Annotated in this window: 23 protein-coding genes; 12 read left to right on the forward strand and 11 right to left on the reverse strand. The window is 70.5% G+C overall.

Annotated features, from left to right (window positions below):
- Positions 1-103 precede the first annotated feature (103 nt).
- Complete coding sequence (locus tag D7Y04_RS05465) at positions 104-1,951, forward strand: methyl-accepting chemotaxis protein (protein WP_121758531.1); 1,848 nt, start codon at positions 104-106, stop codon at positions 1,949-1,951.
- Here D7Y04_RS05465 and D7Y04_RS05470 read toward each other — a convergent pair.
- Positions 1,902-3,383 carry a HAMP domain-containing sensor histidine kinase gene (locus D7Y04_RS05470; RefSeq protein ID WP_121758532.1) on the reverse strand — a complete coding sequence of 494 codons (1,482 nt, stop codon included), beginning with the start codon at positions 3,381-3,383 and terminating at the stop codon, positions 1,902-1,904. The two genes, D7Y04_RS05465 and D7Y04_RS05470, sit on opposite strands and share 50 nt — an antisense overlap.
- A gap of 235 nt (positions 3,384-3,618) precedes the next feature.
- Between D7Y04_RS05470 and D7Y04_RS05475 the strand changes: the two genes are divergently transcribed.
- The gene (locus D7Y04_RS05475) at positions 3,619-5,337 is read left to right on the forward strand and encodes a hypothetical protein (RefSeq protein ID WP_121758533.1); all 1,719 of its coding nucleotides are present in this window, start codon (positions 3,619-3,621) and stop codon (positions 5,335-5,337) included.
- Between the two features lie 9 nt (positions 5,338-5,346).
- Positions 5,347-6,126: a hypothetical protein gene (locus D7Y04_RS05480; RefSeq protein ID WP_121758534.1), complete on the forward strand. Its 780-nt coding sequence runs from the start codon at positions 5,347-5,349 to the stop codon at positions 6,124-6,126.
- An 11-nt stretch (positions 6,127-6,137) separates the two neighbouring features.
- On the opposite strand, the gene radA is transcribed toward D7Y04_RS05480, so the two are convergent.
- Positions 6,138-7,499 carry a DNA repair protein RadA gene (radA, locus tag D7Y04_RS05485; RefSeq protein WP_120597360.1) on the reverse strand — a complete coding sequence of 454 codons (1,362 nt, stop codon included), beginning with the start codon at positions 7,497-7,499 and terminating at the stop codon, positions 6,138-6,140.
- Positions 7,500-7,680: 181 nt separating this feature from the next.
- Between radA and D7Y04_RS05490 the strand changes: the two genes are divergently transcribed.
- The 6 genes from D7Y04_RS05490 (at position 7,681) to D7Y04_RS05515 (ending at position 12,592) form a co-directional block, all read left to right on the forward strand.
- Positions 7,681-7,950 carry a GlsB/YeaQ/YmgE family stress response membrane protein gene (locus tag D7Y04_RS05490; RefSeq protein ID WP_120597359.1) on the forward strand — a complete coding sequence of 90 codons (270 nt, stop codon included), beginning with the start codon at positions 7,681-7,683 and terminating at the stop codon, positions 7,948-7,950.
- Positions 7,951-8,138: 188 nt separating this feature from the next.
- On the forward strand, positions 8,139-9,164 hold the full coding sequence (gene bioB, locus D7Y04_RS05495) for a biotin synthase BioB (RefSeq protein WP_120578971.1): 1,026 nt from the start codon (positions 8,139-8,141) through the stop codon (positions 9,162-9,164).
- Positions 9,161-10,342 (forward strand): 8-amino-7-oxononanoate synthase, encoded by a 1,182-nt coding sequence (gene bioF, locus D7Y04_RS05500; RefSeq protein WP_121758535.1) that lies wholly within the window; start codon positions 9,161-9,163, stop codon positions 10,340-10,342. The genes bioB and bioF overlap by 4 nt, the downstream gene beginning before the upstream one ends.
- Positions 10,332-11,027 carry a dethiobiotin synthase gene (gene bioD / locus D7Y04_RS05505; RefSeq protein WP_121758536.1) on the forward strand — a complete coding sequence of 232 codons (696 nt, stop codon included), beginning with the start codon at positions 10,332-10,334 and terminating at the stop codon, positions 11,025-11,027. The genes bioF and bioD overlap by 11 nt, the downstream gene beginning before the upstream one ends.
- A 114-nt stretch (positions 11,028-11,141) precedes the next feature.
- Positions 11,142-11,420: a hypothetical protein gene (locus D7Y04_RS05510; RefSeq protein WP_014394019.1), complete on the forward strand. Its 279-nt coding sequence runs from the start codon at positions 11,142-11,144 to the stop codon at positions 11,418-11,420.
- Positions 11,417-12,592, forward strand: coding sequence for a pyridoxal phosphate-dependent aminotransferase (locus D7Y04_RS05515; protein ID WP_121758537.1), 1,176 nt, complete (start codon positions 11,417-11,419; stop codon positions 12,590-12,592). The genes D7Y04_RS05510 and D7Y04_RS05515 overlap by 4 nt, the downstream gene beginning before the upstream one ends.
- On the opposite strand, the gene D7Y04_RS05520 is transcribed toward D7Y04_RS05515, so the two are convergent.
- From D7Y04_RS05520 to D7Y04_RS05530, 3 genes are all read right to left on the reverse strand, one after another.
- Entirely contained in the window at positions 12,573-14,006 is a 1,434-nt protein-coding gene (locus D7Y04_RS05520; RefSeq protein WP_120597355.1) for an ABC transporter substrate-binding protein, read from the reverse strand. The two genes, D7Y04_RS05515 and D7Y04_RS05520, sit on opposite strands and share 20 nt — an antisense overlap.
- Positions 14,006-14,836, reverse strand: a complete 831-nt coding sequence (locus D7Y04_RS05525; RefSeq protein ID WP_120597354.1) for a hypothetical protein — start codon at positions 14,834-14,836, stop codon at positions 14,006-14,008. The genes D7Y04_RS05520 and D7Y04_RS05525 overlap by 1 nt, the downstream gene beginning before the upstream one ends.
- 138 nt (positions 14,837-14,974) lie before the next feature.
- Positions 14,975-16,768: a phosphoenolpyruvate carboxykinase (GTP) gene (locus D7Y04_RS05530; protein WP_121758538.1), complete on the reverse strand. Its 1,794-nt coding sequence runs from the start codon at positions 16,766-16,768 to the stop codon at positions 14,975-14,977.
- 266 nt (positions 16,769-17,034) lie between these two features.
- Between D7Y04_RS05530 and D7Y04_RS05535 the strand changes: the two genes are divergently transcribed.
- Positions 17,035-18,834 carry an SLC13 family permease gene (locus D7Y04_RS05535; protein ID WP_121758539.1) on the forward strand — a complete coding sequence of 600 codons (1,800 nt, stop codon included), beginning with the start codon at positions 17,035-17,037 and terminating at the stop codon, positions 18,832-18,834.
- 17 nt (positions 18,835-18,851) lie between these two features.
- Here D7Y04_RS05535 and D7Y04_RS05540 read toward each other — a convergent pair whose 3' ends face one another.
- The 6 genes from D7Y04_RS05540 to gluQRS form a co-directional block, all read right to left on the reverse strand.
- The gene (locus D7Y04_RS05540) at positions 18,852-19,478 is read right to left on the reverse strand and encodes a tRNA-(ms[2]io[6]A)-hydroxylase (RefSeq protein ID WP_121758540.1); all 627 of its coding nucleotides are present in this window, start codon (positions 19,476-19,478) and stop codon (positions 18,852-18,854) included.
- Between the two features lie 139 nt (positions 19,479-19,617).
- Entirely contained in the window at positions 19,618-19,890 is a 273-nt protein-coding gene (locus D7Y04_RS43970; RefSeq protein ID WP_147477038.1) for a hypothetical protein, read from the reverse strand.
- Positions 19,891-20,214: 324 nt separating this feature from the next.
- On the reverse strand, positions 20,215-21,054 hold the full coding sequence (locus D7Y04_RS05550; protein ID WP_121758541.1) for a GNAT family N-acetyltransferase: 840 nt from the start codon (positions 21,052-21,054) through the stop codon (positions 20,215-20,217).
- Positions 21,055-21,099: 45 nt separating this feature from the next.
- The gene (locus tag D7Y04_RS05555; protein ID WP_121758542.1) at positions 21,100-21,744 is read right to left on the reverse strand and encodes an AgmX/PglI C-terminal domain-containing protein; all 645 of its coding nucleotides are present in this window, start codon (positions 21,742-21,744) and stop codon (positions 21,100-21,102) included.
- 72 nt (positions 21,745-21,816) lie between these two features.
- Positions 21,817-22,767: a hypothetical protein gene (locus tag D7Y04_RS05560; RefSeq protein WP_121758543.1), complete on the reverse strand. Its 951-nt coding sequence runs from the start codon at positions 22,765-22,767 to the stop codon at positions 21,817-21,819.
- A 157-nt stretch (positions 22,768-22,924) separates the two neighbouring features.
- Complete coding sequence (gluQRS, locus tag D7Y04_RS05565) at positions 22,925-23,863, reverse strand: tRNA glutamyl-Q(34) synthetase GluQRS (RefSeq protein WP_233601280.1); 939 nt, start codon at positions 23,861-23,863, stop codon at positions 22,925-22,927.
- A gap of 91 nt (positions 23,864-23,954) precedes the next feature.
- On the opposite strand from gluQRS, the gene D7Y04_RS05570 reads away from it, so the two are divergent.
- Both D7Y04_RS05570 and D7Y04_RS05575 read left to right on the forward strand, forming a co-directional pair.
- Complete coding sequence (locus tag D7Y04_RS05570) at positions 23,955-24,809, forward strand: metallophosphoesterase (protein ID WP_121759286.1); 855 nt, start codon at positions 23,955-23,957, stop codon at positions 24,807-24,809.
- A 33-nt stretch (positions 24,810-24,842) separates the two neighbouring features.
- On the forward strand, positions 24,843-26,453 hold the full coding sequence (locus tag D7Y04_RS05575; RefSeq protein ID WP_121758545.1) for an adenylate/guanylate cyclase domain-containing protein: 1,611 nt from the start codon (positions 24,843-24,845) through the stop codon (positions 26,451-26,453).
- The last annotated feature ends 2 nt before the right edge of the window (positions 26,454-26,455 follow it).

Consider the following 26,455-nt stretch of genomic DNA (forward strand, 5'->3'; position numbering starts at 1 on the left):
CCCCCGCGCGGGTTGAAGCAGCCGTTTCATCGGTGGTGACGACACAGTCGCGATGCACGCCGGTCCGGCCTTCCGCTGGACCGGACGGGGGGGGCGTACGCACATGAATGAAACAGAAGACATCCGGGAGCTGGCCTGGCGTGGGATGTGGTTGTTCCTGCGGTGGGTCCTGCCGCCCTCCATCGTCTGCGCCTACCTCATCGCGATGGCGATGGGGCTGTCGAGCCAGGAGGGGCTGCTCGTCACCGCCACGGTCCTGCCGTTCATCGTGCTCGTGTTCGGGCTGCTGCACCCCTATGTGACGCTGCGGTGGCTGGCGAGCCGGGCCTTGCGGCGTCGCCCTGGGGACGGACCGGGGGACCGGCTGCGGCGCGTCCTGGAGCTGCCCTGGCGCTCCATGGTCTTCACCACCTGCGCGGCGTGGACGTTGGGCGGCTTCTTCTTCAGCCTCCCGGTGTGTCTGTGGTTCGGCAAGGACTGGTTCCGGCTGGGGCTGGGCACGCTCATCGCGTTCTGCTTCGGCGTGGTGGTGGCGTTCCCCATCGCGCTGGGGCTGGAGCGGCTGGTGCTGCCGTGGGCGCTGCGCGAACAGGACGCGCATCCGGAGACGGCGCCCGCGGGCTCGGGCCTCTTCTGGCCGCGGCAGTCGTGGTTCCTACCGCTCACGTTCCTGTCCACCATCTTCGCCACGGTGGTGCTGAGCTCGTGTGTGGTGGGGGTGAAGCTGCTGGGGGTGCGCGCCCAGTTGAAGGAGGCGCTGCTGGCGGATGGGGCGACGCAGGCCGCGGCGCGGCTGGATGACGTGGGCAGCTCGCTGTTCGCGGACCTGGGCTTCGCGCTGCCCTGGGTGGGCGCGCTGGTGTTCGTGCTGCCGGCCTTCACCACGTGGATGCTGGCGAGGCGGCAGGCGACGAGCGCGGGCGCGGTGCACGGGGCCATCTCCGGACTGGCGTCCGGGCGGATCCGCTCACCGCGCTGGGTGTCCACGGATGAAATGGGCGACCTGGCGTCGGGGATGAACGGGGCGCTGTCCCGGCTGCGGAGGTTTCCCCGGCTGCTCCAGACCTCCGCGCAGCGGCTGGGCCAGGCGGGAACGGAGCTGCGCGTGTCGAGCGAAGAGCAGCAGCAGGGCCTCACCCGGCAGGCAGCGGCGCTGCACGAGGCGCAGGTGACTTCGGAAGAACTGCGGCGGGCGTCGCGCATCGCCGCCGACTCCGCGGAGGAGGTCCTGCGCGTGGCCCGCCGCGCGGAGACCATGGGGCAGCAGGGCGAGGCCGCGGTGGTCCTGAGCCTGGAGGGACTGTCGGCCATCCGGAGCGCGGTGTCCGGCATCCAGCAGCGGCTGTCGCGTCTGGAAGAGAGCACGGTGCAGATTGGAGAAATCACCGGCGCGGTGAAGGACCTGGCGGACCAGTCCCACCTGCTCGCCGTCAACGCGGCCATCGAGGCGGCGCGCTCGGGCGAGGCGGGGCGGGGCTTCGCGGTGGTGGCGAAGGAGATCCGCGGGTTGTCGGACCAGTCCGTCCAGGCCACCCGGCGCATCCGCAACATCCTCGCGGAAATCAGCCAGGGCATCCGCGACGCGGCGTCCATGAGCGAGCAGGGTGGCCGTCAGGTGGCCGCCGGGTTGGACCAGATGCGCGCCTCCGGCGAGTCCCTGCGCGCGCTGTCGCACAGCTCGCAGGAGAGTTCAGAGGCGGCGCGGAAGATCGCCAACGCGGTGACGCAGCAGAACGCCGCCTTCTCGCAAATCACCACCGCCATCGCGGACCTGTCGCAGTTGATGGACGGCACCCTGCACCGGCTGTCCTCCACGCAGGAGGCCACGCGGACGCTGCAGGTCGTCTCTGGAGAGGTGGGGCAGATGGCGCTGCAGTTCGACGTCCAGGAGGCGGAGTCCGTCAGTACTCCGGTGCCGCCACGGCTCCGGGGGCAGGGCAAGGCAGCGTGAGCGTGAAGACGGTCTCGCCGGGCGTGGAGCGCAGGGAGAGCTCACCGCCGTGGGCGCGGACGATCTTCCGTGCGAGCGGCAGGCCCAGGCCTGTGCCCTGCTCGCGGGTGGTGAAGAAGGGCTCGAAGATGCGCTCGCGCTCGGCTTCGGGCACGCCTGGGCCCGAGTCCTGGACGTCGATGGCATAGCGCCCGTCGCGCAGCGCGCCGCGGATCCGCACGTGGCTTCCGGCGGGCGCGGCCTGCACGGCGTTCTTCACCAGGTTCACGAGCGCGGCGGTCAGCAGGCTGCCATCCGCCTCCAGGTGCGCGGGCGAGGCGGCCATGTCCAGGGCCACGCCCTTGTTGTGCGCCTCCGCGGAGAGCAGCTCGCACGCGTTGGAGACCAGGTCGGGCGCTTCCATGGGCGCGCGCGCCAGCGGTTGTTCGCGGGCGAAGGCGAGGAAGTCCTCGACGATGCGCTGGAGGTAGGCGACCTCGCGCTGGATGCGGTCCACGTGGCTGTTCGCGTCCGCGTGGGCGCCCGCGCGCAGGTCCTCCTGCAGCAGGCCGGAGAAGAGCGCGATGCCGCCCAGCGGGTTGCGCACCTCGTGGGCCACGCCCGCGAGCATGAGCTTGAGCTGTCGGTCCCGGCTCTCCAGTGCGCCGCGCATGACCTCCAGCTCGCGCGCGAGCACGCCGATTTCGCGGGTGGGCTCCGGCGGCACGGGCGTGGTCAGGTCTCCCCGGCCGATTCTCAGCGCGGAGTCCATCAGTCGCCGCAGCGGACGGGCCAGCCCCCGGGCGGTGATGACGGCGATGATGGCCAGCGCGACGAGCGCCACGGCGCTGGCCATGACGAAGGTGCGCCACAGCCGCCGCAGCGGTCCGAAGAAGGCCGCGCTGCCCTCCACGCCGATGGCGCCCACCACCTGGCCGTCCTGGACCACGGGGGCGTAGCCTGTCTTGTAGAGCAGCCCATCGGAGCCGGTGAAGAGCACCTGGCTGGCGGCGCGCTTGCCGGCGAGGACGCGCGTCAGCTCCAGCCGGTCGCGCGCGAGGTCCGGGAGCTCCGTGCCTACGGGCAGGCTGCCGCCCGCGTCCGCTCGCACGCGGCCCCGCGCGTCCACGGCGTAGACCCGGCGCACGCCGCTCGCGGTGCGCACGCCGTCCAGCAGGCGCACCAGGTTGCGCCACGTGCGGGTGCCGGACACGTCGTCGCCGGGCTCGATGGTGAGCATGCGCTCTCCGCTGACCTGGCTGGCGGTGGCGGCGGCGAGCGCGGAAAGGCTCGCGCCCAGCTCGTCCTCCAGGCTCGCGCGGGCCAGCGCGTACATGGAGGCGCCCGCGAGCGACAGGAAGAGCAGGGTGGGCAGGAGGAACGCCAGCAGCAGCCGCGCGGACAGGGAGCCCAGCGCGTCCCGCAGACGGGAGGAATGGGGGCGATGCGTCATCCGGGCGGTGCTCCTGACACCCCCGCATCAAACGGCATGCCCCCGTCCGTGGCCAGTCCTCGTTCCGCGAGCCGCGCGAGGAGGTGGGGCACATGCCGTGGAACCTGCCGCTGGAACTCGTTGTCCGTGCTCCGTGACTGGAGGGGCGTGCGCGGCCCCATGCGCGTCAGGAAGCGGCTCACGAAACACGTCAGACACGGCTGGTAGATGTGATGAGTGATTGAGGGGGCGCGTCATGCTGACAGGATGGCTGGGACGATTCAGCGCGGGGCTGGTGCTGGTCCTGTCGCTCACGGCCTGCGGGACGCCGGGCTCCCGGTCCCTGCCGGTGGGGATGCACGGTTACGGGCGCTATCACAGTGCATCCCCGGCTTCGTTCACGCGCGACTCCGCCTGGGGTGGCGCGGGCTCGAACGGCACCGTGGGTGGAGAGGAATTGGGCCGCTATCTCGCGTTCATCCACCAGAAGCGAGCCGCGTTGAAGCAGCCCGCGGTGATGGAGACGGATCGTCAGGTGGGCCAGGCCGCGCTCAACGACCTGATGCTCTGGGCGTCCGCGCGGACGGAGGAGGAGCTCGCGAAGGACGAGCCGCTGGAGGTGTACCTGCGGCTGAAGGCGAAGCACGCGCAGGCGCTCCTTGAGGACGGCAAGCGGTCCGCGCGGGCGGAGGCGAAGCTGGAGGAGTTCCACCGCTGGGCGGATGCGCGCCGTCAGGTCCTGGCGGACGCGCACTTCCGCCGGCTCGGGAGTGACGGACTGCTCACCGAGAGCGCGCTCTACGAGGAGACGCAGCAGGCGTTGCTGGAGGCGGTGCTGGACTGGGCCTACACGCACACGGAGGACCCGGACTTCCCGCGCAAGAGCCCCAGTGAGGTGGCGCTCTACCTGCTGGCGCGCGACAGCCTCCTCGCATCGGCGGTGGAGGCGGGCCGCTTCGCGCCTCCGGTCTGGGACCCAGCCCCTGAGCCTCCGCCCATCCCTCCGGAAGAGGTGGTGCTGGAGATCGCCCTGGGGCTGTTGCCCGTCACCGGCGAGACGGGGGACGTGAGCGGCGTGGTGCTGGGGCTGAGCCTGTTGGGACACCCGTTGACCGACGGCGAGCGGCTGCTGTGCGCGGTGGGCGTGGCGCTGCCGGTGGTGTCAGGGCGCTTGCTGTCGGAAGGCGTGCAGGGGGCGGAGCGCGTCGCGTTGCTCACGGGCCGGAGCCTGCGCGAGGTGCAGGTGTTGCAGCGGGTGGTGCAGCACCTGTCGCCGCTGGAGGCCCAGGAGCTTCGCCAGGTGCTGCGCGCGGCGGGACGCGGTGAGTCCGTGTCCGTGGAGGATGTGGAGAAGCTGCGGGCTTTGGCGAAGAGGTTGGAGGCGCCGCTCGCGGAAGCGGGGCGCGTATTGGCCCGGGGCAAGCGCGTGGCGCTGGTGGGCTCACGTGCGACAGCGGAGGGCGCGCGATTGGTGCCGGGCAGCGCGGAGCACCTGGCTCAGGCGTGGGTGGACTACCAGTTCCGTCACCCGGGCAAGTACCCGCGTTTCAACTACGCCGTGGATCCGGAGTGGGAGCGGCTCTACCAGACGGTCATCAAGAACAAGGGCGCGGGCAGTGCGTTCGAACAGTCCGTGCTCCAGAGCCGGAAGCTGCCGAAGAACACGGACCTCTTGTTGCCGCCACCCGGCAGCAAGGCCCAGGGCTTCGTCCCCGATTCCGTCACGGGACACAAAGGCGACCTGTTCTGGGGCAGCCCCTACGATCTTGTGGAGGTGAAGGGGTGTGCGGAGTTGGCGCTCACCGGGAACCTCAAGGCCATGATCGACTATGTGAAGCAATACGGTGGTTCCATCGAACTCTGGATCCGTTCCGCCAAACATCCCGAAGGCGCGACACGGCTTACGGGGTCTCTGAAGAGGGAATTGGATGCCCTCGGAGAGAAAGGTGGCGCGAGAATCATCTCCTTCCCATAGGAACGTCTCGTGGCCATTCGATACCTGAACACGTTCTTCGCGCTGCCTCCCGGCGTTCCCCCGGCGAACATCATCCGCGAACTCGTCAGTCGGTTCTTTTCGCAGGGCCTCTGGTTTCACCCCGTACGCTACGGAAGCGTCGGCATGGATGAACTGTTGGAGCCTGGCCCCTTCAATCCGGATGCCCCTGCGGCCTTCTACGACGAGTTCAAATACCTCTTCATCGGGGCCAAGACGGATCGGGACTTCATTCATTTCGCCCCTGAGCGCTTTGGGAAGTATCCGTTCGCCGGGTCATTCGCCTGGATGACCTCTGTCGTGGATGCCCGGAAGGTGGGTTGGCGCGAGGCCCAGCTGCGGCAGATCGTCGAAATCATGCAGCTGCTGGGCTCCCCTCTCGCGCAGTCCGGGCTCGATGACGACTTCGAGCGCAAGAACTACCGCCTGGTGCCGACCGAGTACGGCATCGGCTCCGAGCGCGTCTTCAACGTGCGCGACTACAGCGAAGGCCTCTCCGGCCTCTACTGGCGCAACGTCTTCGGCGCCCCCTTCGTGGACCTCTTCGGCCCGCGCCTGGACGCCATCCCCGCGTCCCAGCGCCAGTCACTCGACGGCGGACTTGTCCTCGTCCAGCCCTATGAGCTCCCCACCCACGCCATGACCCCGGAAGGCGACGCCGCGGAAGGCCAGCTCATCGCCACCCTGGGCCGCGAGTCCTTCTTCGACCTGCCGACCCTCACGAAGCCCACGCGCGTGCCGGACGTGTCCTGGATGCTGCACAAACACTGACGCCCCAGACGTCAGTCGAACATCGCCGCCAGCGCTTCGCTCAAGGTCTCCACGCCCACCACCTGGAGCTTCGTCTTCTCCACGCGCCGCGCGCTGCCCGCCGGCAGCACCACCCGCTGGAAGCCCATCTTCGCGGCCTCCGCGAGCCTCGGCTCCACCTGGCCCACCGCGCGCACCTCGCCCGCGAGCCCCACCTCTCCCAGCACCAGCGTCTTCGCGTCCAACGGCCGGTTCTGCAGGCTGCTCACCAGCGCCGCGCACACCGCCAGGTCGCACGCCGGTTCGCTCAACTGCATGCCGCCCGCCACGTTGACGAACAGGTCGCAGCCCACCAGCGGAATCTCCTCCTTCTTCTCCAACACCGCCGCCAGCAGCGCCACGCGGTTGCCGTCCACGCCAATGGCCGTACGCCTCGCCGTGCCGTAGCCCGTGGGCGCCACCAGCGCTTGCACCTCCACCAACAGCGGCCGCGTGCCGTTGAGTGTGCTCGTCACCACGCTGCCGGACTTGCCCTGGGGACGCTCGGAGAGGAACAGCGCGGACGGGTCCGCCACCTCCACCAGCCCCGCGCCCTTCATCTCGAAGACGCCAATCTCGTTGGTGCTGCCGAAGCGGTTCTTGTGCGCGCGCAGGAGCCGGAACGGGTGGCCGCGCTCGCCCTCGAAGTAGAGGACCGTGTCCACCATGTGCTCCAGCACCCGGGGACCCGCGATGGAACCTTCCTTCGTCACGTGCCCCACCAGGAACGTGGGCACCCCGCTGCGCTTGGCGAACGCCATCAGCCGGCCCGCCACCTCGCGCACCTGGGTGATGCTGCCCGGCGCGTTGCCCAGCTCCGGGAGGTACATGGTCTGGATGGAGTCCACCACCAGCGCCTGCGGCTTCAGCGCCTCCGCCGCCTGGAGCACCCGGTCCGCGTCCGTCTCCGCGAACAGGTGGATGGCTTCACCCTCCACCTTCAGGCGCTCCGCGCGCATCTTCGTCTGCCGCAGGCTCTCTTCACCCGACACGTAGAGCACCGGCCCGTGCCGAGACAGCTTGTCCAGCGCCGCCAGCAGCAGCGTGGACTTGCCGATGCCCGGGTCGCCGCCCAACAGCACCAGTGAACCGCCCACCACGCCGCCGCCCAGGACCCGGTCGAACTCCGTGATGCCCGTCCTGCGGCGCACCTCCGTCTCCGCCGTCACGTCCTGCAGCTTCACCGGCTTGGAGGCGCCCCCGGACGCGCCCCATGCCGGGCGCTTGTCGTCCACCTTCGCTTCGGTCTCCTCCAGGAGCGAGCTCCAGGCCCCGCAGTCCGGGCACTTCCCGAGCCACTTCGCCGTCTGGTAGCCGCAGGCCTGACAGGTGTAGTGCGTCTTCGCCTTCGCCATGGGTTGGAGTGTCTACCCCAGACCCCTGACGTTTCCCCGCCCCATGCGCGCGCCATGCCAGGAGAGCAGGCAAGCGTGATGTCGTGGATCAGGTAGCGGGTTGCCCCACAGGGGGGGGCAACCCACTTTCTGGTCCACGGGCGTCGCGCTGAGCGAGCCCCCCACACACAGGGAGGTTGTCATGGGGATTATCGCGTTTCTGGTGATTGGTCTGGTCGCGGGTCTGATCGCTCGTGCCATCATGCCGGGCAACCAGTCGATGGGGCTCATCGCCACCACGCTGCTGGGCATCGCCGGTTCGTTCGTGGGCGGCTTCGTCGGTTCGCTGTTCTCCAGTGACGGTCGCGTGTTCGACCTCCACCCCACGGGCCTGCTGTTCTCCGTCCTGGGCGCACTGGTGGTGCTGTTCCTCGTGGGGCTCGCCGGCCGCGGCCGTCGCGTCCACGTCTAGTTCGCCAAGCTCCTCGACCGATGAGGCGGGAGACAGCCAGGGACGTCCGTGTCACGCACGGGCGTCCCTTCTGTTTTGCGGGCTTCCCAGAGGGGAAAGGGGACTCGTCAACCCCCTGGGCCAAGAGCGTTGACAACGGCCTCCGGGCCACGCACCGTCGGCCTCCTGACGCCTCCCCAGGAGCCCGCATGTCCGACACCGCCGAGTCCTTCCACGGCCACGCCCACCACGCCGCTCCCGTCCCGGAAGGGGTGACGGTGCGGCATGACTGGTCGCTCGCGGAGGTGAAGGCGCTGTACCAGTTGCCGCTCCTGGATCTGGTGCACAAGGCGCAGACGGTGCATCGGCAGGTGTTCGTGGAGAACAAGGTGCAGCTCTGCTCGCTGCTCTCCATCAAGACGGGCGGGTGTCCGGAGGACTGCGCGTACTGCCCGCAGGCGGCGCGCTACAAGACGGGTGTGAAGGCGGAGAAGCTGATGGCGGTGCCGGACGTGCTGTCCGCCGCGTCGCAGGCCCGCGCCGCCGGAGCCACCCGCTTCTGCATGGGCGCGGCGTGGCGTGAGGTGAAGGACGGCCCGCAGTTCGACAGCGTGCTGGAGATGGTGAAGGGCGTGCGGGCCCTGGGCATGGAGGCGTGCGCCACGCTGGGCATGCTCTCCGACAGCCAGGCGAAGCGCCTGCGCGAGGCCGGCCTGTCCGCGTACAACCACAACCTGGACACGTCCCCGGAGCACTACGGCGACATCATCTCCACCCGTACCTATGACGACCGGCTGAAGACGCTGAACCGGGTGCGCGACGCGGGCATCTCCGTGTGCTGCGGCGGCATCATCGGCATGGGCGAGTCCGTGGAAGACCGCTGCAACCTGCTGCGCACCCTGTCCAACCAGGAGGTGCATCCGGAGTCGGTGCCCATCAACGCGCTCGTACCCGTGGAGGGCACGCCGCTGGCGGAGCAGCACCGCGTGGAGACGGTGGACATGGTGCGCACCATCGCCACCGCGCGCCTGCTCATGCCCCAGTCCATGGTGCGACTGTCCGCGGGCCGCATGCAGATGAACGAGGAGGCGCAGCTGCTCTGCATGATGGCGGGCGCCAACTCGCTCTTCTTCGGGGAGAAGCTGCTCACCACCGGCAACCCCGAGTACACCCAGGACATGGCGCTCCTGGAGAAGGCGGGCATCCGCCCCCTGGAGCCCCGGCAGGACCGGTGAGGCCCACGACGCAGGTCGCGGACCGATGGGCGCGCGAGGACCTGGAGGCCCTGTCCGCGAAGGGCCTTCGCCGCGTGCTGGAGCCGCTCGATTCACCCCAGGGCGCGGAGGTGCGCGTGGGGGACGAGCGGCTCGTCAACTTCTCCTCCAATGACTATCTGGGGCTCGCGGCGTCGCCCGCCGTGCGCGCCGCCGCTGCGTCCGCGCTGGAGCGCTACGGCGTGGGCACCGGCGCCAGCCGCCTGGTGGTGGGAGACATGGTGCCGCATCAGCGGCTGGAGGCGAGGCTCGCACGCTTCGAGCGCGCGGAGGCCGTGCGCCTCTTCAACTCCGGCTACGCGGCCAACACCGGCATCCTGCCCGCGCTGGTGGGCCCCGGCGACGCGGTGTTCTCCGACGTCCTCAATCACGCCTCGCTGGTGGACGGCTGCCGGCTGTCTCGCGCGCGCGTCGTCGTCTACCCGCACTCGGACGTGGCCGCGCTCACCCGCGCGCTGGCGGAGACGCCCGCGCGGCGCAAGCTGGTGGTCACCGACAGCGTGTTCTCCATGGATGGGGACGTGGCTCCGCTGCGCGAGTTGGTGGTCGCGTGCGAGGCCCACGGCGCCGCGCTGATGGTGGACGAGGCACACGCCACCGGCGTCCTGGGCGCTCGCGGCGCGGGCCTGTGCGAGGCGCTGGGCGTGGAGGACCGGGTGGACCTGCGCATGGGCACGCTGAGCAAGGCGCTGGGTGGACTGGGCGCGTACGTGGCCACCTCGCGAGCTGTGGCGGACCTGCTGGTGAGCCGCGCGCGGCCGTTCGTCTATTCCACCGCGCTGCCTGCCGCCCTGTGCGCCGCCGCCGAGTGCGCGGTGGACCTGGTGGAGCACGACCCCACTCCTCGCGAACGGCTGTGGGGGCACATCCACCGGTTCACCGACGGACTGCGCGCGCTCGGGCTGCCCGCGGAACCCCGGAGCGCCATCTTCCCGGTCATCCTGGGCGAGCCCTCGCGCGCGCTGGACGCGGCGAAGCGCCTTCGCGAGGCGGGCCTCCTGGTGAAGGCCATCCGCCCTCCCACCGTGCCGGACGGCACCAGTCGGCTTCGCTTCTGTCTCTCCGCGGCCCATACGACGGGCCACATCGACCTGGCGCTGGAGGCCCTTCGCCGGGTGGGAGTCTCCCGTGGCCCCTGAGGCACTCCAGTTCTTCGTCACCGGCACGGACACCGGCGTGGGCAAGACGCAGGTGTCGTGCGCGCTGCTGTCGCTCCTGAAGGACGCGGGCCTCCAGCCCCAGGGCTTCAAGCCCTACGAAAGCGGCTGCGCGTCCCTCAAGGCCCCGTCGGACGCGCTCGCCATGCGCGAGGCCGCGGGCAGCACGCTGCCGGTGGATGCCATCTGCCCGCACCGCTTCAAGGCGCCGCTGGCCCCGGGCATCGCGGCGTCGCGACTGGGAACGGATCCGGACTTCCGCGTGACGCTCGCGGCGTGGAAGCAGCTGAAGGGCGGGTCGGTGGTGGTGGAGGGGGCAGGGGGACTGTTCGTCCCGGTGGATTCGAAGCGCGACGTGGTGGACCTCATCCAGGCCTTCCGCCTGCCCGTGGTGTTGGTGGCGCGCGCGGGACTGGGCACGCTCAACCATGTCGCGCTGTCGTTGGAGGCGCTGGCGGCGCGCAAGGTGTCCGTGCGGGCGGTGGTGCTGTCGCGCGGGGTGCCCGGACGTGACCTGGCGGAGCGGGACAACCGGCGCTACCTGGAGGCCCGCCATGGCGTGGATGTCCTGGGGCCCGTGCCGTATGTGGAGGATCCAAGAAAGCGCCAGTTTGCGTTCCGGCGCGCGCTGGCGCCGCTGGTGTCCGAACGCGCGCGGGCCCGATAAATCGGCCTCCGCCGCGTTCGGCGGAAAGGTGCGTGCTACAGGTCGCGCAAGTTTTCGCGTGGTGGTGGCCGTGATCTGGACGTCCCGTTTTTTCCGCGCGAGAAAGCCGGACGAATGGCGGACATCATCGACATCACGCTCCTCGCGGACGTCCGGCGCTTCTTCAAGAAGCTCATTGAACAGCGCGGGCTGTCCTACTTCCTCCAGAAAGACGGTCCGCGGTTGTTCCAGATTGAGCCGACGAAGGTCGAGCTGGTTCTGCGCACCGCGATCCGCACCCGGAACCCGGAACTGCCCGCGCCGCACGAGAAGGCCGTCGAGCACTGCCGCTTGGAACTGCGCCGCGAGCTGATCCGCCGCGTGGCCAGCGCCATGCTCCAGACGGGGCTGTGAGCCGCTTCTCGCTCCGCACCGCCTTCCCGCGCACACCCAACCCGCTCTCCCAGGCCGTCGCCGAGCGCCACGCGCGCGGGCTGCCCCTGCTGGACCTGGCGGAGACCAACCCCACGCGAGTGGGGCTGCCTTCCCCAGACGTGGACCTCGGGGCCCTCCCCGAGCCCTTCCGCTACACACCGGACCCCTTCGGCCTGCCCACCGCACGCGAGGCCGTGGCCGCGCACCTGCGCCAACGGGGCGCGTCCGTGGAGGCCGCGCACGTCGTCCTCTCCGCCAGCACCAGCGAGGCCTACGGCTGGCTCCTGAAGCTCCTGTGCGACCCGGGGGACAACGTTCTTCTCCCCGCGCCCGGCTACCCGCTGGTGGACGTGCTGGCGCGACTGGAGGGCGTGCACACGCGCTCCTACCGCCTGCCCGCCGTGCACGGCTTCGGCCTGGACGCGGCCCGGGTGGAAGCCGCCGTGGACGCCCGTACGCGCGCGGTCGTCGTGGTGAATCCCGGCAACCCCACCGGCCATTTCCTGCACGACGGCGAACTCCACGCGCTCGCGGACGTGTGCGCGCGCCATGGCCTGGCGCTCGTCTGTGACGAGGTGTTCTCCGACTTCGCGTGGGATGAAGAAGAGGGACGGGTGACGTCCGTGGCGGGGCGGCCGCTGCCGTGCCTGACGTTCTCGCTCTCCGGCCTGTCCAAGGTGGCGGGCCTGCCCGGCCTCAAGCTGGCGTGGTTGCACGTGGGCGGCCCCGCGCATGCTCGCGACGAGGCCCTGGCCCGTCTGGAGGACGTGGCGGACGCGGCGCTGTCGGTGGCCACGCCCGTGCAGCTCGCGCTGCCGGCGCTCCTCGCGCACGCGCCGCGCTTCCAGCAAGCACTGCTGGAGCGGGTGAGGCACAACAGGGAGCGGTTGGTTCAAGCGCGCCCGGCGGACGCCGCGTGGGACGTGGTGCCCTCGCACGGCGGCTGGAGCGCGGTGCTGCGCATCCCCCATCACCCCGGAGAAGAAGCCACCTGCCTGCGGCTCCTGGAGGAGGGGGTGCGCGTGCAACCGGGTTACTTCTACGACTTCGGCGGCGGTGCGTACCTCGTGCTGTCGTTGCTACCGACGCCCGAGGTGTTCACCGCCGCCCTGGTGCTGCTGGTTCGCGTGCTCAGTCCGCCGCCGGAGTGATGACCTGGAGCTGGGTGAAGTTCTTGCCCGACACCTTGAACAGCTCGTAGGGCGAGATGGCCTCGCCGGTGTCGTTGTTGAAGTCCAGCTCGCCGCTCGCGCCGCGCACGTTGACGATGTTGCCCGCGCGCAGTTCATCGCGCGCGCCGCTGAACTGCACCGGCCCCAGCGCGTAGGTCTTCGCCGTCTGCCCCGAGGGAGGCGTCAGCTTCGTGAGCCCCATGGCGATGCGGTCACCGGTGACGGAGCCGGGGTTGTTGAGGTCGTTGCCAATCGCGTACGCCGCGCCGAGCGTCACCAGGTACATGGCGTCGTAGGCGTGCGCGGTGAACGAGAACTGCGCCGGGTCCGTGTTGTTGTTGGCGGTCCGGAAGCGGCTGTTGAAGAGCTGGTAGACGGAGTCGTCGGGACGCGCGGACGCGGGGGCGGTGCCGTACGTGCCCGCGAGCTCGGCGGCGGTCGCGTCGTTGGACAGCAGGGTGGGGTCCTTGCTGGCGTCGGTGAGGAACCACCGGTTGCCGTTGGCGACCTTCACCTGCTCCGCCACCGCCGCGGGCACCAGGCGCGCGTTGTCCTCGGTGAAGCCGGCGAGCACCGTCAGATCCGGCTTGTTGTTCTTCAGCCAGGTCACCGCGGTGCCCACGTCCCCGTTGCGCTCGTACTGCGCGCCGCCCACCTTCGAGGGCAACCGGTCCAGCAGCTGGGAGAACAGCCCCTGGCCGTAGTTGTCGTTCACGTAGGCCACGCCAATCTTGGTGGGGACCGTGAACGTGGAGCCCGGGTCGTTGATGGTCGTCTTGCCGCTCAGCACCTCCGCGATGACGCGGCCCTGGAGCGCGTCCGACGGGGTGGTGCGCCACACCAGGCCCACCGGACCGCCGTTCTTGTCGTCCAGGTCGGTGAAGGTCGCGCTGGTGGCGGTGTGGCTCATCAGCAGCACGTTCTTCTTGATGGTGATGGTGCTGACGCCGGTGGTCTGCGCGCTGCCCGCGCTGAACACCGCCACCACCTGCTTGTCGTTCACCAGCCAGGTGGCCTGCGTCTTCGCGTTCTCCACGTCCGCCTTCGTGTCGCAGACGTACATGACGAACTGCCGGCCGCCCACGCCCTCCAGCGAGTTCACTTCATTGAGCGCCAGCTTCAGCCCGTTGAAGCGCTGCTGCTCGATCTCCGCGTTGCCGCTCGCGTTGGTGAGCGGCAGGAGCGCGCCCAGCACGATGGGGTTCGCCGCGGACGTGGCGCCCACCACCTGGTCGCATCCCGCGGGTTGCGGCAGACAGAACCCGGACGTGCAGACGCTGTTGCTGCCGCAGTCGCTGCTCGTCGTGCATTCGGACAGGCCGCCCGCCGTGGTGAAGCTGCACCCGGACGACAGCAGCGCCATGCCCAACGTCATCATTCCCAGCGCGCGCATCAGAAACGCCCCTCCATGCCAATGCCAGCACCGCGCGGCGCGAACGTCACGCGGACCTCGCCCTGCGCGGGAGGGCCTTCTTTGGGATACAGGATGATGGCGGTGATGGCTCCCGCGAGCCCCACGCCGAAGCCGATGTCCGCCAGCAGCGCCTTGCTCTTGGTGCTGTCCGACAGACGCTCCTTCTCATCGAGCGTCTTGGCGGTGTCGAACTGCTCGCGCTGGTCGCGCGCCTGCAGCCCGAAGAGCACGCCCGCGCCCACGCCCAGCACCGCCACGCCGCCCGAGGCGAACGCCGCGATGCGCTGGTTGCGGTAGGACTTGATGGCCCGGTTCAGCTCCGCCTGCTTCTGGCGCTCGCTCTCGTCCTCCGCGCGCCGGGCCGCGGCCTGCTCGGCTTCCGCCTGTTGCCGCGCGGAATCGGCCTCCGCCTCCAGCCGCTTGCGGTCCGCGTCCGCCGTCGCCTGCGCCTGGTCCTCGCGGTCCAGCTGCACGCGCAGCCGGTCGATGGCGCGGTTGCTGTTCTTCAGCAGGGCCGGGTCGGTGTCCTCGCTGGAGGACGTGACGTACTGCCGGTAGAAGGTCATCGCCTCGCGGGGCTCGCCCGCGTACTCCAGCGCCACGGCGATGTTGTAGACGAGCCGCGGGTGCGGCTGCGCCTCGTTGGCCTGCTTCAGCGCCTCCGCCGCCTCGCGGTACTTGCCCGCGTCGTAGAGGCGTTTGCCCTCCTTCAACAGCGCCTGCACGTTGACCTTGGAGCCACCCCGCTGCGCCAGGGCGGACCCCGGTGCCAGCGCCAGCGCCAGCGACAACACGAAAACCAGTCTCATGGGGCGGTGAGCCTAGCGCCGAACAATCCGGCCGTCGAAGCACTGGCCCCCTTTAAAAAGCGCCGGGGCCACCCCCACCCCTGTAGCACCAGGAGAGGAAGCAGCCCCGGACGGGCCTGCTCAGGCGTCAGGCGGCGATCAGCCGTCCAGGCGCGCGATGAGCAGCTTGCGCTGGAGCATCAGGGCCTCGGGGGCCTTGGTGCCCAGCTGCTCGAAGAAGACCTCCTGGCTCTTGAGCTCGGACTTCCACTCGTCCTCCTTGATGGAGGTGGCCTCCTGGACGGCCTCTTCGGACAGGTCCAGGCCCTTCAGGTTCAGGCCCTGGTCCTGGCGCGGCACCCAGCCCAGCAGCGTCTCCTGCGTGGGGACGCGGCCCTGGACGCGGTTCACGATCCACTCGAGGACGCGCATGTTGTCCCCGAAGCCCGGCCAGATGAACTTGCCGTTCTTGTCCTGGCGGAACCAGTTCACCTGGAAGATCTTCGGCAGCTGCGGGATGGACTTCTGCATGTCCAGCCAGTGCTGGAGGTAGTCGCCCATGTGGTAGCCGCAGAAGGGCAGCATGGCCATGGGGTCGCGGCGCACGACGCCCACCTTGCCGGTGGCCGCCGCCGTCGTCTCCGAGCCCATGGTGGCGCCCAGGAACACGCCGTGGGTCCAGTTGAAGGCCTGGATGACCAGCGGAATCGTGTTGGAGCGGCGGCCGCCGAAGATGATGGCGCTGATGGGAACGCCCATGGGGTCGTTCGCCTTGGCGCTCAGCACCGGGTTGTTGCTCATGGGCGCGGTGAAGCGGCTGTTCGGGTGCGCCGCCTTCTCAGCGCTGCCCTTCTTCCAGGGGCGGCCCTGCCAGTCGATGAGCTCCTCGGGGACCTCGCCGTCCTTGCCTTCCCACCACACGTCACCATCCGGCGTGAGCGCCACGTTGGTGAAGAGCGTGTCCTTGGAGATGGTCTCCATGGCGTTGGGGTTGGTCTTGTTGTTGGTGCCGGGCACCACGCCGAAGTAGCCGGCCTCCGGGTTGATGGCGTACAGGCGGCCATCCGGACCGGGGCGCATCCACGCGATGTCGTCGCCGACGGTTTCAATCTTCCAGCCCGCGTACTCCTTGGGCGGGATCATCATGGCGAAGTTCGTCTTGCCGCACGCGGACGGGAAGGCGGCGGCGACGTAGGTCGTCTCGCCCTTGGGGCTGGTGACGCCCAGGATGAGCATGTGCTCGGCCAGCCACCCCTCCTCGCGGCCCAGGTAGCTGCCGATGCGCAGCGGGAGACACTTCTTCCCGAGCAGCACGTTGCCGCCATATCCGGAGCCGAAGCTCCAGATGGTGTTGTCCTGGGGGAAGTGGCAGATGTAGCGGCGGTCCGGGTTCACGTCGCCCGTGGAGTGCAGGCCGCGGTTGAAGTCGTCGCTGTCGCCCAGCATGTCCAGCGCGGCCTTCCCCATGCGGGTCATGATCCGCATGTTGAGGACCACGTAGTCGCTGTCCGTCAGCTCCACGCCAATCTTCGTGGAGGGGCTGCCCAGCGGGCCCATGGCGTAGGGCACCACGTACATGGTGCGGCCCTTCATGCAGCCTTCGAACAGCAGGCCCAGCTTCGTGTAGGCCTCGTCCGGCTCCATCCAGTTGTTGGTGGGGCCCGCGTCCGTCTTGTTCGGCGTGCAGATGAACGTGAGGTGCTCGACGCGCGCCACGTCGTTGGGGTTGGAGCGGTGCAGGTAGCAGCCGGGGCGCTTCTGCGGGTTGAGCGGGATGAGCGTGCCGTCCTTCACCGCCTGCTCGGTGAGGCGCTGCTTCTCAGCCTCGGAGCCGTCGCACCAGACGATGCGGTCCGGCTGGGTCATCGCGGCCATCTTGGCCACCCATGCCAGCAGCGTGGGGTTCTTCGTGGGCGCCTGCTCGGTGGCGGCGGCCGCTTGCGTCGAAGCCATGGAGGTTTCCTCGGGGTGTTTCATGGGTCGGGTCTCCCGCGTTTCGCGACTTCGCGAGGGGGCGAAACCCTACAGCGGAAGGAACACCAAACCTTCTGGACCCAGGCCCCAAAAGCAACTGACGTCCGGCAGTCAACCGGACTTTCGACCGCTCTGGCCTAATTCCACTTATCAGCGTCCGGTCGCTCATCAGTAAACGGCGCGGTGCGGCACACGCTGGCAGCGCAGCGCGCCGTGCCCAGGTTGAGGGTGCGCACGCCCCCTCCATGTCCATCGCTCTCGTCCTGGCCGTCATCGTTGTCGCGTTGGTCCTGTTTTCCATTGACTCCATCCCCATCGAGTTCACCTCGCTGGTGGTGGTCTGCCTCCTGGCGCTCTCCGGGGTGCTGACGCCGGCGCAGGCGTTCGAGGGCTTCAGCAACGACACCGTCATCTTCATCTTCACCCTGCTGGCGATGACCCAGGGGCTCGCCGCCACGGGCGTGGTGCAGATGGTGGGGCAGCGGATGGCGTTCTTCGCGCGCTTCGGCCACCAGGTGTTCGTGCTGGCGATGATGGGCGTGGTGGCGGTGTTCTCCGCGTTCATCTCCAACACGGTGACGACGGCGGCCTTCCTGCCGGTGGCCATTGGCGCCGCGCAGCGGGCGAAGGTGCCGCGCAGCAAGGTGCTGCTGCCGCTGGCGTACGCGTCCATGCTGGGCGGCACGGTGCTGCTCTTCGGCACGTCCACGAACCTGGTGGTGTCCGCGGCGCTGAAGCGGCAGGGGATGGCGCCCATTGGCGTGACGGAACTGGCGCCGGTGGGGCTGCCGGTGGTGCTGATTGGCATCGCCGTGGTGGTGCTGCTGGGGCGGTGGCTGCTGCCCTCGCGCGAGGGCAAGCCGGGCACGGAGGGCTTCGCGCTGCGCGACTACCTCACGGAGGCGGTGGTGCCGGAGGGCTCGCGCTACGTGGGCAAGCCCCTGGCGGAGCTCACGGAAGGGCTGGGCCTGCGCGTGATTGGCGTGGTGCTCGACGGCGAGACGCTCTCCGCGAAGCCGTCGTACGTGCTGACGGGCCAGGAGCGGCTGGTGGTGGAGGGCAAGCGCGAGGACATCCTGCGGGTGAAGGACCTGCAGGGCCTCGCGCTGCGGCCGGACGTGCGGCTGTCGGACGCGGAGTTGGAAGGACCGGAGTCGATGCTCGCGGAGGTGAGCGTGCCCCCCGGCAGTCCGCTGGTGGGGCGCAGCCTTCGGGAGACGCTGTTCGTGGAGCGCTTCGGGCTGGTGGCGCTGGGGCTGCACCGCCGGCCCGCCATCCAGCGGCTCACCAAGCTGCAGCTATTGGGGCGTGCCTGGGAGGAGCACTCGCTGTCCACGCTGCCCTTGTCCGTGGGGGACGTGCTGCTCCTGCGCGGCCCGCGCCAGAAGGTGGCGGAGCTGGCGCCGGCCCATACGCTGATGGTGCTGGAGGGCCACGAGTACGAGCCGCCGCGCTACGCCAAGGCGCTGCTCGCGGTGGTCATCTTCCTGGGCTCGCTGGCGGCGGGCTCCCTGGGCTGGGTGCCGCTGTCGCTGGCGGGGCTCACCGGCATGCTGCTGATGATCGCCACCGGGTGCGTGGACGCGCGCACCGCGTTCCGCGTGGACTGGCGGGTGGTGCTGCTCATCGGCGCCATGATGGCGCTGGGGCTGGCCATGGAGGTGAGCGGCGCGGGGAAGTTCATCGGCGACCACGTGGCGCGGCTGGGCGCGTACGGCGGCCCCCGCGCGGTGCTGGCGCTGTTGATGGTGCTGACCATCGTGCTGTCGGCGCCCATGAGCAACCAGGCCGCGGCGCTGGTGGTGCTGCCGGTGGCGCTCAACGCGGCGACGCAGCTGGGCGTGGACGTGCGCCCCTTCGCCATGGGCGTCACGCTGGCGGCCAGCTGTTCCTTCATCACTCCGCTGGAGCCCAGCTGCGTGCTCGTCTACGGGCCCGGGCACTACCGGTTCACCGACTTCTTCCGGCTGGGCACGCCGCTGACCGCGGTGCTGGTGGTGTTCCTCGTGCTCGCCGTGCCCGTGGTGTGGCCGTTCCACGCGTAGGCGCGTGAAGCGCCTTTTCAGTGGATGGCGGCGCGCAGTCCCACGCTCGCGAGGACTTGTGACTCCTGCGCGAGCAGGTACTGCATTCGCGCGTCCACGGCGGCCTCGTCCCCGTTGGACGCGGTGACGGCCAGGCGGTGGAAGAGGGACTGGTGGCCGTCCTCGGACTGGGCCAGCTCTCCGTAGAAGCGGGCGAGCGCCGGGTCGGTGAGTCCCTCCGCGAGCAGGGACAGCCGCTCACACGAGCGCGCTTCGATGATGGCTGCGACGAGCAGTCGGTCCACGCGCCGCTCCAGGGCGGGCGTGCGCACGTGCTTCTGCAAGCCCTGCGCGTACGGGTCTCCGGCGTCCTTGGTCAGCGTGAGGCCGCGCGCGGCCATCAGGTCCAGCACTCGCGCCAGGTGGGCGCTTTCTTCACGGGCCAGGCGGGCCATCTGCGACGGCAGGCCCGGCAGGTCCGGGTAGGCCTGGAGCATGGACAGCGCGTTGGCGGCGGCCTTCTTCTCGCAGTGGGCGTGGTCCACCAGCACCGCGTCGAAGTTGGCGAGCGCCAGCGGCAGCCAGCCCGGGTCGGTGGGCGCGTGGAGGATGACGGGGCCCGCTCCGGAGAGGGGACGGCGGGAGGGCGTGGGGCGGCTGCTCATTTCGGGGCGGACTGTAGGGCATCCGCCGTGCGCCGTGCGCGGGTGTCGTGCGGCGCTCGCGAGCCCGCTTCCTCCAAGAACATGCCGGCCGCCCGCGCGGTGAGGGGCCGCTCACCGCGGCGGGGGCCGGCATCCACGGCTACAGCGGAGGGTTCGTGCCTTCCTTCGCGGCGATGAGCGTGACGACGTAGTCGGGGCCCTGCTGGACCTCGCTCGCGACGAAGATGGAGCCCGGCCACGTGCGCATGCCGCTGCGCAGGAGCGTGCCCTGCGTGGTTGCGTCCCGGTGGATCAGCTCCACGCGGCAGAGCGTGGCCTTGCAGTCCAGCGACTTCACATGGGAGGTCGCGGGCAGGTGGTTGCGAAAGGCGTCGTTGAGCACCTTGAGGCGGCTCTGGAACCGGGAGGACATGGGGACGCCCACGGGAGAGAAGGGAACGGACCGCGCGAGGGTGGGAAGGATTCTGAAAGGGACAACGCCATCGCGCGGCCGCGCATCAGGACTGCACGGCGCTGGAGGCACGTACCTCCAGCAGGCCGTCACCGCGGGCGCTTCAGTCGATGCTGAAGCTGCCGATGATGCCGCCGGGCCCGCGGAGGCCGCGCGCCACGCCACAGGGAAGCAAGCGCCATGCCCTCGTCTGGGATGGCGTGCTTTCGGTTGTTTACATGTCTTTGTGGCAATTCAAGTTGTTCCGGGAGCAACAGGCGGCTGTTGCCTGCGTTGCCCCGGGGACTACTCCACCAGCACGAGCCGCTGGGTGCGGCCGGCGTGGTAGCCCACCTTGCGCGCGATGCGGGCGGTGCTCTCGTCGCGCTCGTCGATGCGCATGGCGAGCCGGGGCAGCGAGGACAGCAGGTGCCGGGAAATCTGCCCCAGGCACAGCGTGGCGTGGCCCTGGCGGCGGCGGGACGGGGGCGTGTACATGCCCTCCAGCTCCGCGCCGAACTGGGAGCGGCAGCCGATGTCCACCTTGAACACGAGCTCGCTGCCCTCCTCCAGCACGTAGGTGCGGCGCTGGCGCACGCGCTGGAGGACGCGGGCCTCGTAGTGGGCGGAGTCTTCCGACAGCGGGTCCCGCTCGAAAATCTCGCGCACGTAGCCCTGGGCCAGGGGCAGCAGGCGGGGCACGTCCTCTTCACGGGCCAGGCGCAGGGTGGGGTTGGTGAAGGGGCCCAGGTCGTCCGCGGAGACGCTGAACAGCTTCTGGGTGCGGGACAGGCGCGGCTTGCCTTCACAGAGGCTGCGCACCAACGCGTCCACGGAGGACTTGTCCCCCACGGTGGCGCGCAGCTTGAGGCTGGCGGCGAGCGCGTCCGCGATGACGCCCGTGGCGCTGGCGTCGCTGGCGCTGGGCACCACCAGCCCGCCATCGCCGCCCACGAAGACGGCCGCGGTGAGGACGCCGCTGTCGAAGCGGCCGTGGAAGGAGAAGGCCGCCTGGCGCTCCGGCGCCGAGATGCCGAACTCCTCCAGCAACCCCAGCAGGTAGAGGTTGTGGACGGGATCCTTCGCCAGGAGCGCGCGCAGGGCGTCCGAGTGGGAAGGCGCGAGCTGTTCGACGGTGACGGGCATGCGCGAGGGTCGAAAGGGGACCTGAACCTTACGCGCAACCCGACCTCACGGGCCAGCGTCCCCAGGCACGGTGAACCGGAATGGTTGGAGCACGGTCGCGGATCCTCCCAGGTGGGGTGCCGGGAAGCGCGCGTCCAGGAGCGAATCCAGCACGCACGCCTGCACCATGGGGTCCGGGATGGTGCTGGAGACGAGCTCGCCCCGGTTCATCTTCCCCTCGGAGCCCTCGCCCTCCACGGTGAAGCGCAGCTTCACTTCGTGTGTGCCCCGGTTGCGTTGTGCGGCGTCCTGGAAACATTGCTGCACGAGCGGAGTCACGGACTGGATGGCCAGCCTCAGGTCCTCCGCGTCGATGCGGCCAGAGGAGGCCTCCACCACCGGCTCCACCACCTCCACGCGGCGCGGGTCGGGGGCGTCGAAGCCCTGGCGCGGCGGCGGGGCGCGGGGCGGCTCGTGCACCGGAGCCTCGGGGCGCGGGAGCGGCGGGGCGGGGAGCCGGGAGGGCTCGGTGGGCTCCGGTGCGGTCGCGCGCGGCGGAAGGGCCGGCGGTGGCGCGGCCGGCTCAGGCAGCTCCGGTGCGTCCGTGAAGCGCGTCACCCATGCGGCCCCGAGCGTGAACAGCAGGAACAGCCCCAGGCTCAGGCCGGGGATGAGGAGCCAATGGACAACGGTGCGGTGAGAGGACGCCATGGGCCGGGAGCCCGCGTGTCATACCCGCCTCACGAAGGGCCGTGAAGCGGGGATGCACGCGAGCGCCCGAGGCTACGGATACACCTCGCGCCGCGAGCCAGGCGTCGTGGGCGTCGTCGGGGGCACCACCACCGCCCCTTCCGCGCGGATGCGCTGCTTGCGGCTGACGCCCAGCGTGGCGCCGAGCACCGCCGCGACGAGCCCCAGCAGCAGGCCCGCGAAGATGCCCCAGAAGACGCGGCCGGAGCGGTCCGCCACCTTCAGCGCGCCCTGCTGCGCCTGCTGGCCCATCTCGCTGGCCTTGGTCTTGGCCTGGTCCACCTGCTGCTCCACACGGTCAGCCACGCCTTCCGCGTCCTGGCGCGACAGGTTGGTGTTCTGCGCGATGTTGCTCACCAGGAGCTCGCGGTCCATGCGGCCCTGGCGCACGCCCTCGGTGACGATGTCCTTGGTCGCTGCCTCCAGCTGGTTCGCGGTGATGGGGGGCTTGCCCTCCTGCCGCAGGCGCTGGTTCACCGGCGCGAGCGCGTCGTTGGCGTCCAGGCCGAACGCCTTCGCTGCTTCACCGCCGCCCGTCACGGCGCCCACTGCGGCGGTGCCACCCGCGCCCACCGCGGCCTTGCCCACGTTGAGCACCGCGCCCAGCACGTTCGACAGCACCATGCCCAGCACGAGGACGCCCATGAGCGTCGTCAGGCCCCAGAGCACCGCGCCGTGCATGGCGCCTCCCGCCTTGTCCACGATGCCCGCGCTGCGCGCGGCCACCACGCCGCCCACGAAGAGCGCCACCAGCGGCACGAGCACGCTCCAGATGCCGGTGAAGATGCCCGCGGACTTCGCGCTCCCCGCGTCGGCGGGGTTCACCGACGACAGGCCCAGCGCCAGCCCCAGCGTGTAGAGCAATATCCAGACGCCCAGCGCGACGAAGGTGCCACCGAAGATGGCGCCCCAGCTCAGCTTGTACGCACTGCCCGGCACCGCTGGGATGATGCCGGCTCGTTCGCTTTCAACGATGGCTGCCATTGGACTCCACCCTCGCTTCCCGTGAGTCGCCGAAGCCGCGCCTGGGCACGGTCCGGACGTACGTGTCTGGGCTGAAGGTGTGCACCGGAGAAGCCACTTCGTTTCACTGCTTCACGGCCGCCCCGTCCCGGAGGGTGGGGCGGGAGGCCGGGTGGCCTCAGCGCAGGCCGAGCGCGTCGAGGAGCAGTGCCTCGCGCGCCACCACCGGCTCGCGAGGAAGCACGTCCGTGCGGTAGCGCGCGACGAGCGCGGGCAGGGTCACCGGGCTGCCGTCGCCCAGGCCGCTCCATGCGGCGAGCAGACCCAGGACGTGCTCGGGAGGCCGGCCGCGCGCCCGCAGCTCCGCGAGCGCGAACGCCCCGTCGCGCTTCGCCAGCCGCTTGCCGTCCTCGCCCATCACCAGCGGCACGTGGAGGAACGCGGGCGCGGGCAGGCCCAGCGCGGCGTAGAGCTGGAGCTGCCGCGGCGTGGAGGGCAACAGGTCATCCCCGCGCAGCACGTGGGTGATGCGGCTGGCCGCGTCGTCCACCACCACCGCCAACTGGTAGCTGGCCACGCCGTCATTGCGGCGCACCACGAAGTCCCCCACCAGCGCCTGCACGTCCTGGACGTACGGGCCCATGAGCTCGTCCACGAAGCGCACTTCGCCTTCACGCGCGCGGAAGCGGTACGCGGGGGCGCGCGTGCGGGCACGTTCCGAAACCTGCTCGGCGGTGAGGTGCGCGCAGGTGCCGGGGTAGCGCGGGCCTTCGTCGGACAGGCCGTGGGGAGCGCTCGCCGCGCGGGCGATCTCCGCGCGCGTGCAGAAGCACGGGTAGATGAGCCCCTCGCGCTCGAGCTTCTCCTGGGCCTCGCGATAGACGCTGTCGCGCTCGCTCTGGATGAGCGGTGTTTCGTCCCAGTCCAGGCCCAGCCAGCGCAGGTCCTCGTAGAGGTCCTGGAGGAACTGGGGGCGGCATCTCGCGCGGTCCAGGTCCTCGATGCGCAGCAGGAACGCGCCGCCCTCGGCCCGGGCCTGGAGCCAGCCCAGGAGAGCGCTTCTCATGTTGCCCAGGTGCATGCGGCCGGTGGGGCTGGGGGCGAAGCGTCCTCGCATCGTGGCGGCGACCATAACTTCCCCGCCCGCCCCGCGCGCTGGGAGAGAATGCCCCGCCGCTTCCTTCCGTTCCTGGGATGTGACTCCCTCCATGCGCTTCCTGCACTGCTCCGACGTCCACATCACCGAGGACTACTTCGCCCTGCCGCTGCGCAAGCTGGGCTGGCGCCGCTGGATTGCGCTCGTCGAGCTGACGGTGGGAGGCCGGGCGAAGGCCTACCGGAACGCGCAGACCACGCTGTCCACCATCGCCCGCGAGGCGGGCACGCACGGCGTGGACCACTTCATCCTCTCCGGCGACCTCACCGCCTACGCCCTGGAAGGCGAGTTCCGCGCCGCCCGCGCCGCGCTCGCGCCCCTGGCCCCCACGCCCGCGCGCTGCACCGTCATCCCCGGCAACCACGACGTCTTCACCCCCGGCGCCGCGCGGGATGGCCGCTTCGCCCGGCACTTCGGGGACCTGCTGGAGAGCGACCTGCCGGAGTACCGCCGCGAGGGCGCGTTCCCCTTCGTGCGGCTGGTGGGGGAGGGCGCCGCGGTGGTGGGCCTGTGCTCCGCGCGCCCGCTGCCCACGCCCGGCCTGTCCTACGGCACCGTGGGCCCCGCCCAGCTCGAAGGCCTGGCGGCCCTGCTGAAGGACGCCCGGTTGGACGGCCGCGCCATCCTGGTGGTCGTGCACCACGCGCCGCGCGGTGCCGCGAACCACGCGGACGGCTGGCACCACGGACTGCGTGACGCGGACGCGCTCCTGAAGCTCCTGCCGGGCCCTCGCTTCGCGGTGCTCCACGGCCACATCCACCAGCGCTACCACCACCCGGCCACCGACGACCGGCCCCACCTGTTTGGCGCGGGCTCCTCCACCCAGGCGGGGAAGGAGGGCTACTGGCTCATCGAGGTCCAGGACGGCGTCGTCGTGGGCGGCACGAAGCACGTGCCGGCCTTGTGACAGTCCCCCCGGGCGGCGGTACAAGGGGCGCACATGACCCCGGCGCCCACGTCCCCACCCGTTGAGTTGTCCCTGGACGAGTACCGCTACCTGCGCCAGCTGGGGCGCGTCACGGACGACCTCCTGGAGGAGAGCCTGCGGGAGCGCGAGACGCTCACCCAGTGCTTCCGGCGCTGCTTCCCCACGCTGCTTTCGCACCTGGGCGCGCGCGCCATCGCCGTCACCACGCGCGACGAGGAGCTGGTGGAGCAGACCTGGAGCGCGGGCGACTGGGGCGGCGTCTTCGCCGGGAGTCTTCTGGCGGGGCCCATGGGCCTGAGCGCCCTCGACACGGGCACGCTGCTCACCCAGACGCTGGACGTGGCGGGCTCACCGGTGGGCACGTTGGGCGTGCTCTTCGCGGGGCCGCCCGGTGACGCGGGCACCACCGCGAAGCGCGTGCGCGCGCTGGACGTGGTGGCGGAGGAGCTGGACACGGTGCTGATGCTGGTCCACACCGCGTCGGAGAAGCACCAGCTCATCCTCCAGTGCAACGAGCACCTGGCCAACCCCGTCTTCGAGGCGGGCATGGACCACGCGGTGCGCACGCTGGCGCAGCGGGTGCGGTTGCCGGGCTTCCTCCTCCTGTACCGCGACGCCGTGCAGCCGCACGTGCTGCACTACCGCTCGTACCGGCACGGGCAGCTGGAGTACGAGAGCGGAGATCAGCCCGGCTCGCAGCTGGAGACGCTGCTGCACCAGCACGGCACGCGGCTTCTGCACGGTGACGCGGGCGTGCTCAAGCGCCTGTTCGACGGGCGCAGCACGGAGGCGGTGCTCATCTCCGCGGCCACGCGCAGCGAGCCCCTGGGCAAGATTGTCGTCTGGAGCAACGAGGGCTTCTCCGCGTACGCGATGGACCTCATCCGCGTGCTGGCCTCCACGCTGAGCCAGCGCCTGCTGGACTACAACCGCGAGCGCATCCACCTGTCGCAGTTCTTCCCCACGGTGGCCATCGACGCGCTGCTGGAGGACCCGGACTACGCGCGGCACCTGCGCGCGCAGGAGCAGGAGGTGGGCATCCTGTTCGCGGACATCAACGGCTTCACCCGCATCTGCGAGCAGGGCTTCGACAGCCCGCGCAGCATCGGCCGATTCGTGGACGAGTGGAGCGCGCGCGCCGTGGACTGCATCTGGCAGCGCGGCGGCGTGTTCGACAAGATGGTGGGCGACTGCGTCATCGGCCTCTTCGGTCCGCCCTTCTTCCAGACGGACCGCGTGCGCCGCGCGGAGGCCGCCGTGCGCGCCGCGCAGGACATCCAGGCCTTCACCGCGGAGCTGAGCGGACGCGAGGAGGTGGCCGCGCTGTGCCAGCGGGTGAAGCTGCCGGGCCTGGGCGTGTCGGTGGGCGTGAACCTGGCCACGGCGAACTGCGGCCTCTTCGGTCCCAACCGCAACTACACCGCGTTCTCCAGTGGCATGAACCAGGCCGCGCGACTGCAGTCGCTGGCGGGCTTCCGCGAGACGCTGGTGATGGAGAGCGTGCACGAAGCGCTGAAGCAGTCGCAGGAGCCCTTCGTGCGCAAGCTCCAGTTTGGCCCCCTCACGGAAACGCCGGTGAAGAACGTGGCGCAGCCGCTGCGGCACTACCGGCTGGCGCCGTAGCC

Origin of the sequence: Corallococcus sp. AB038B, assembly GCF_003668955.1 — a bacterium.
Lineage (GTDB): Bacteria > Myxococcota > Myxococcia > Myxococcales > Myxococcaceae > Corallococcus > Corallococcus exiguus.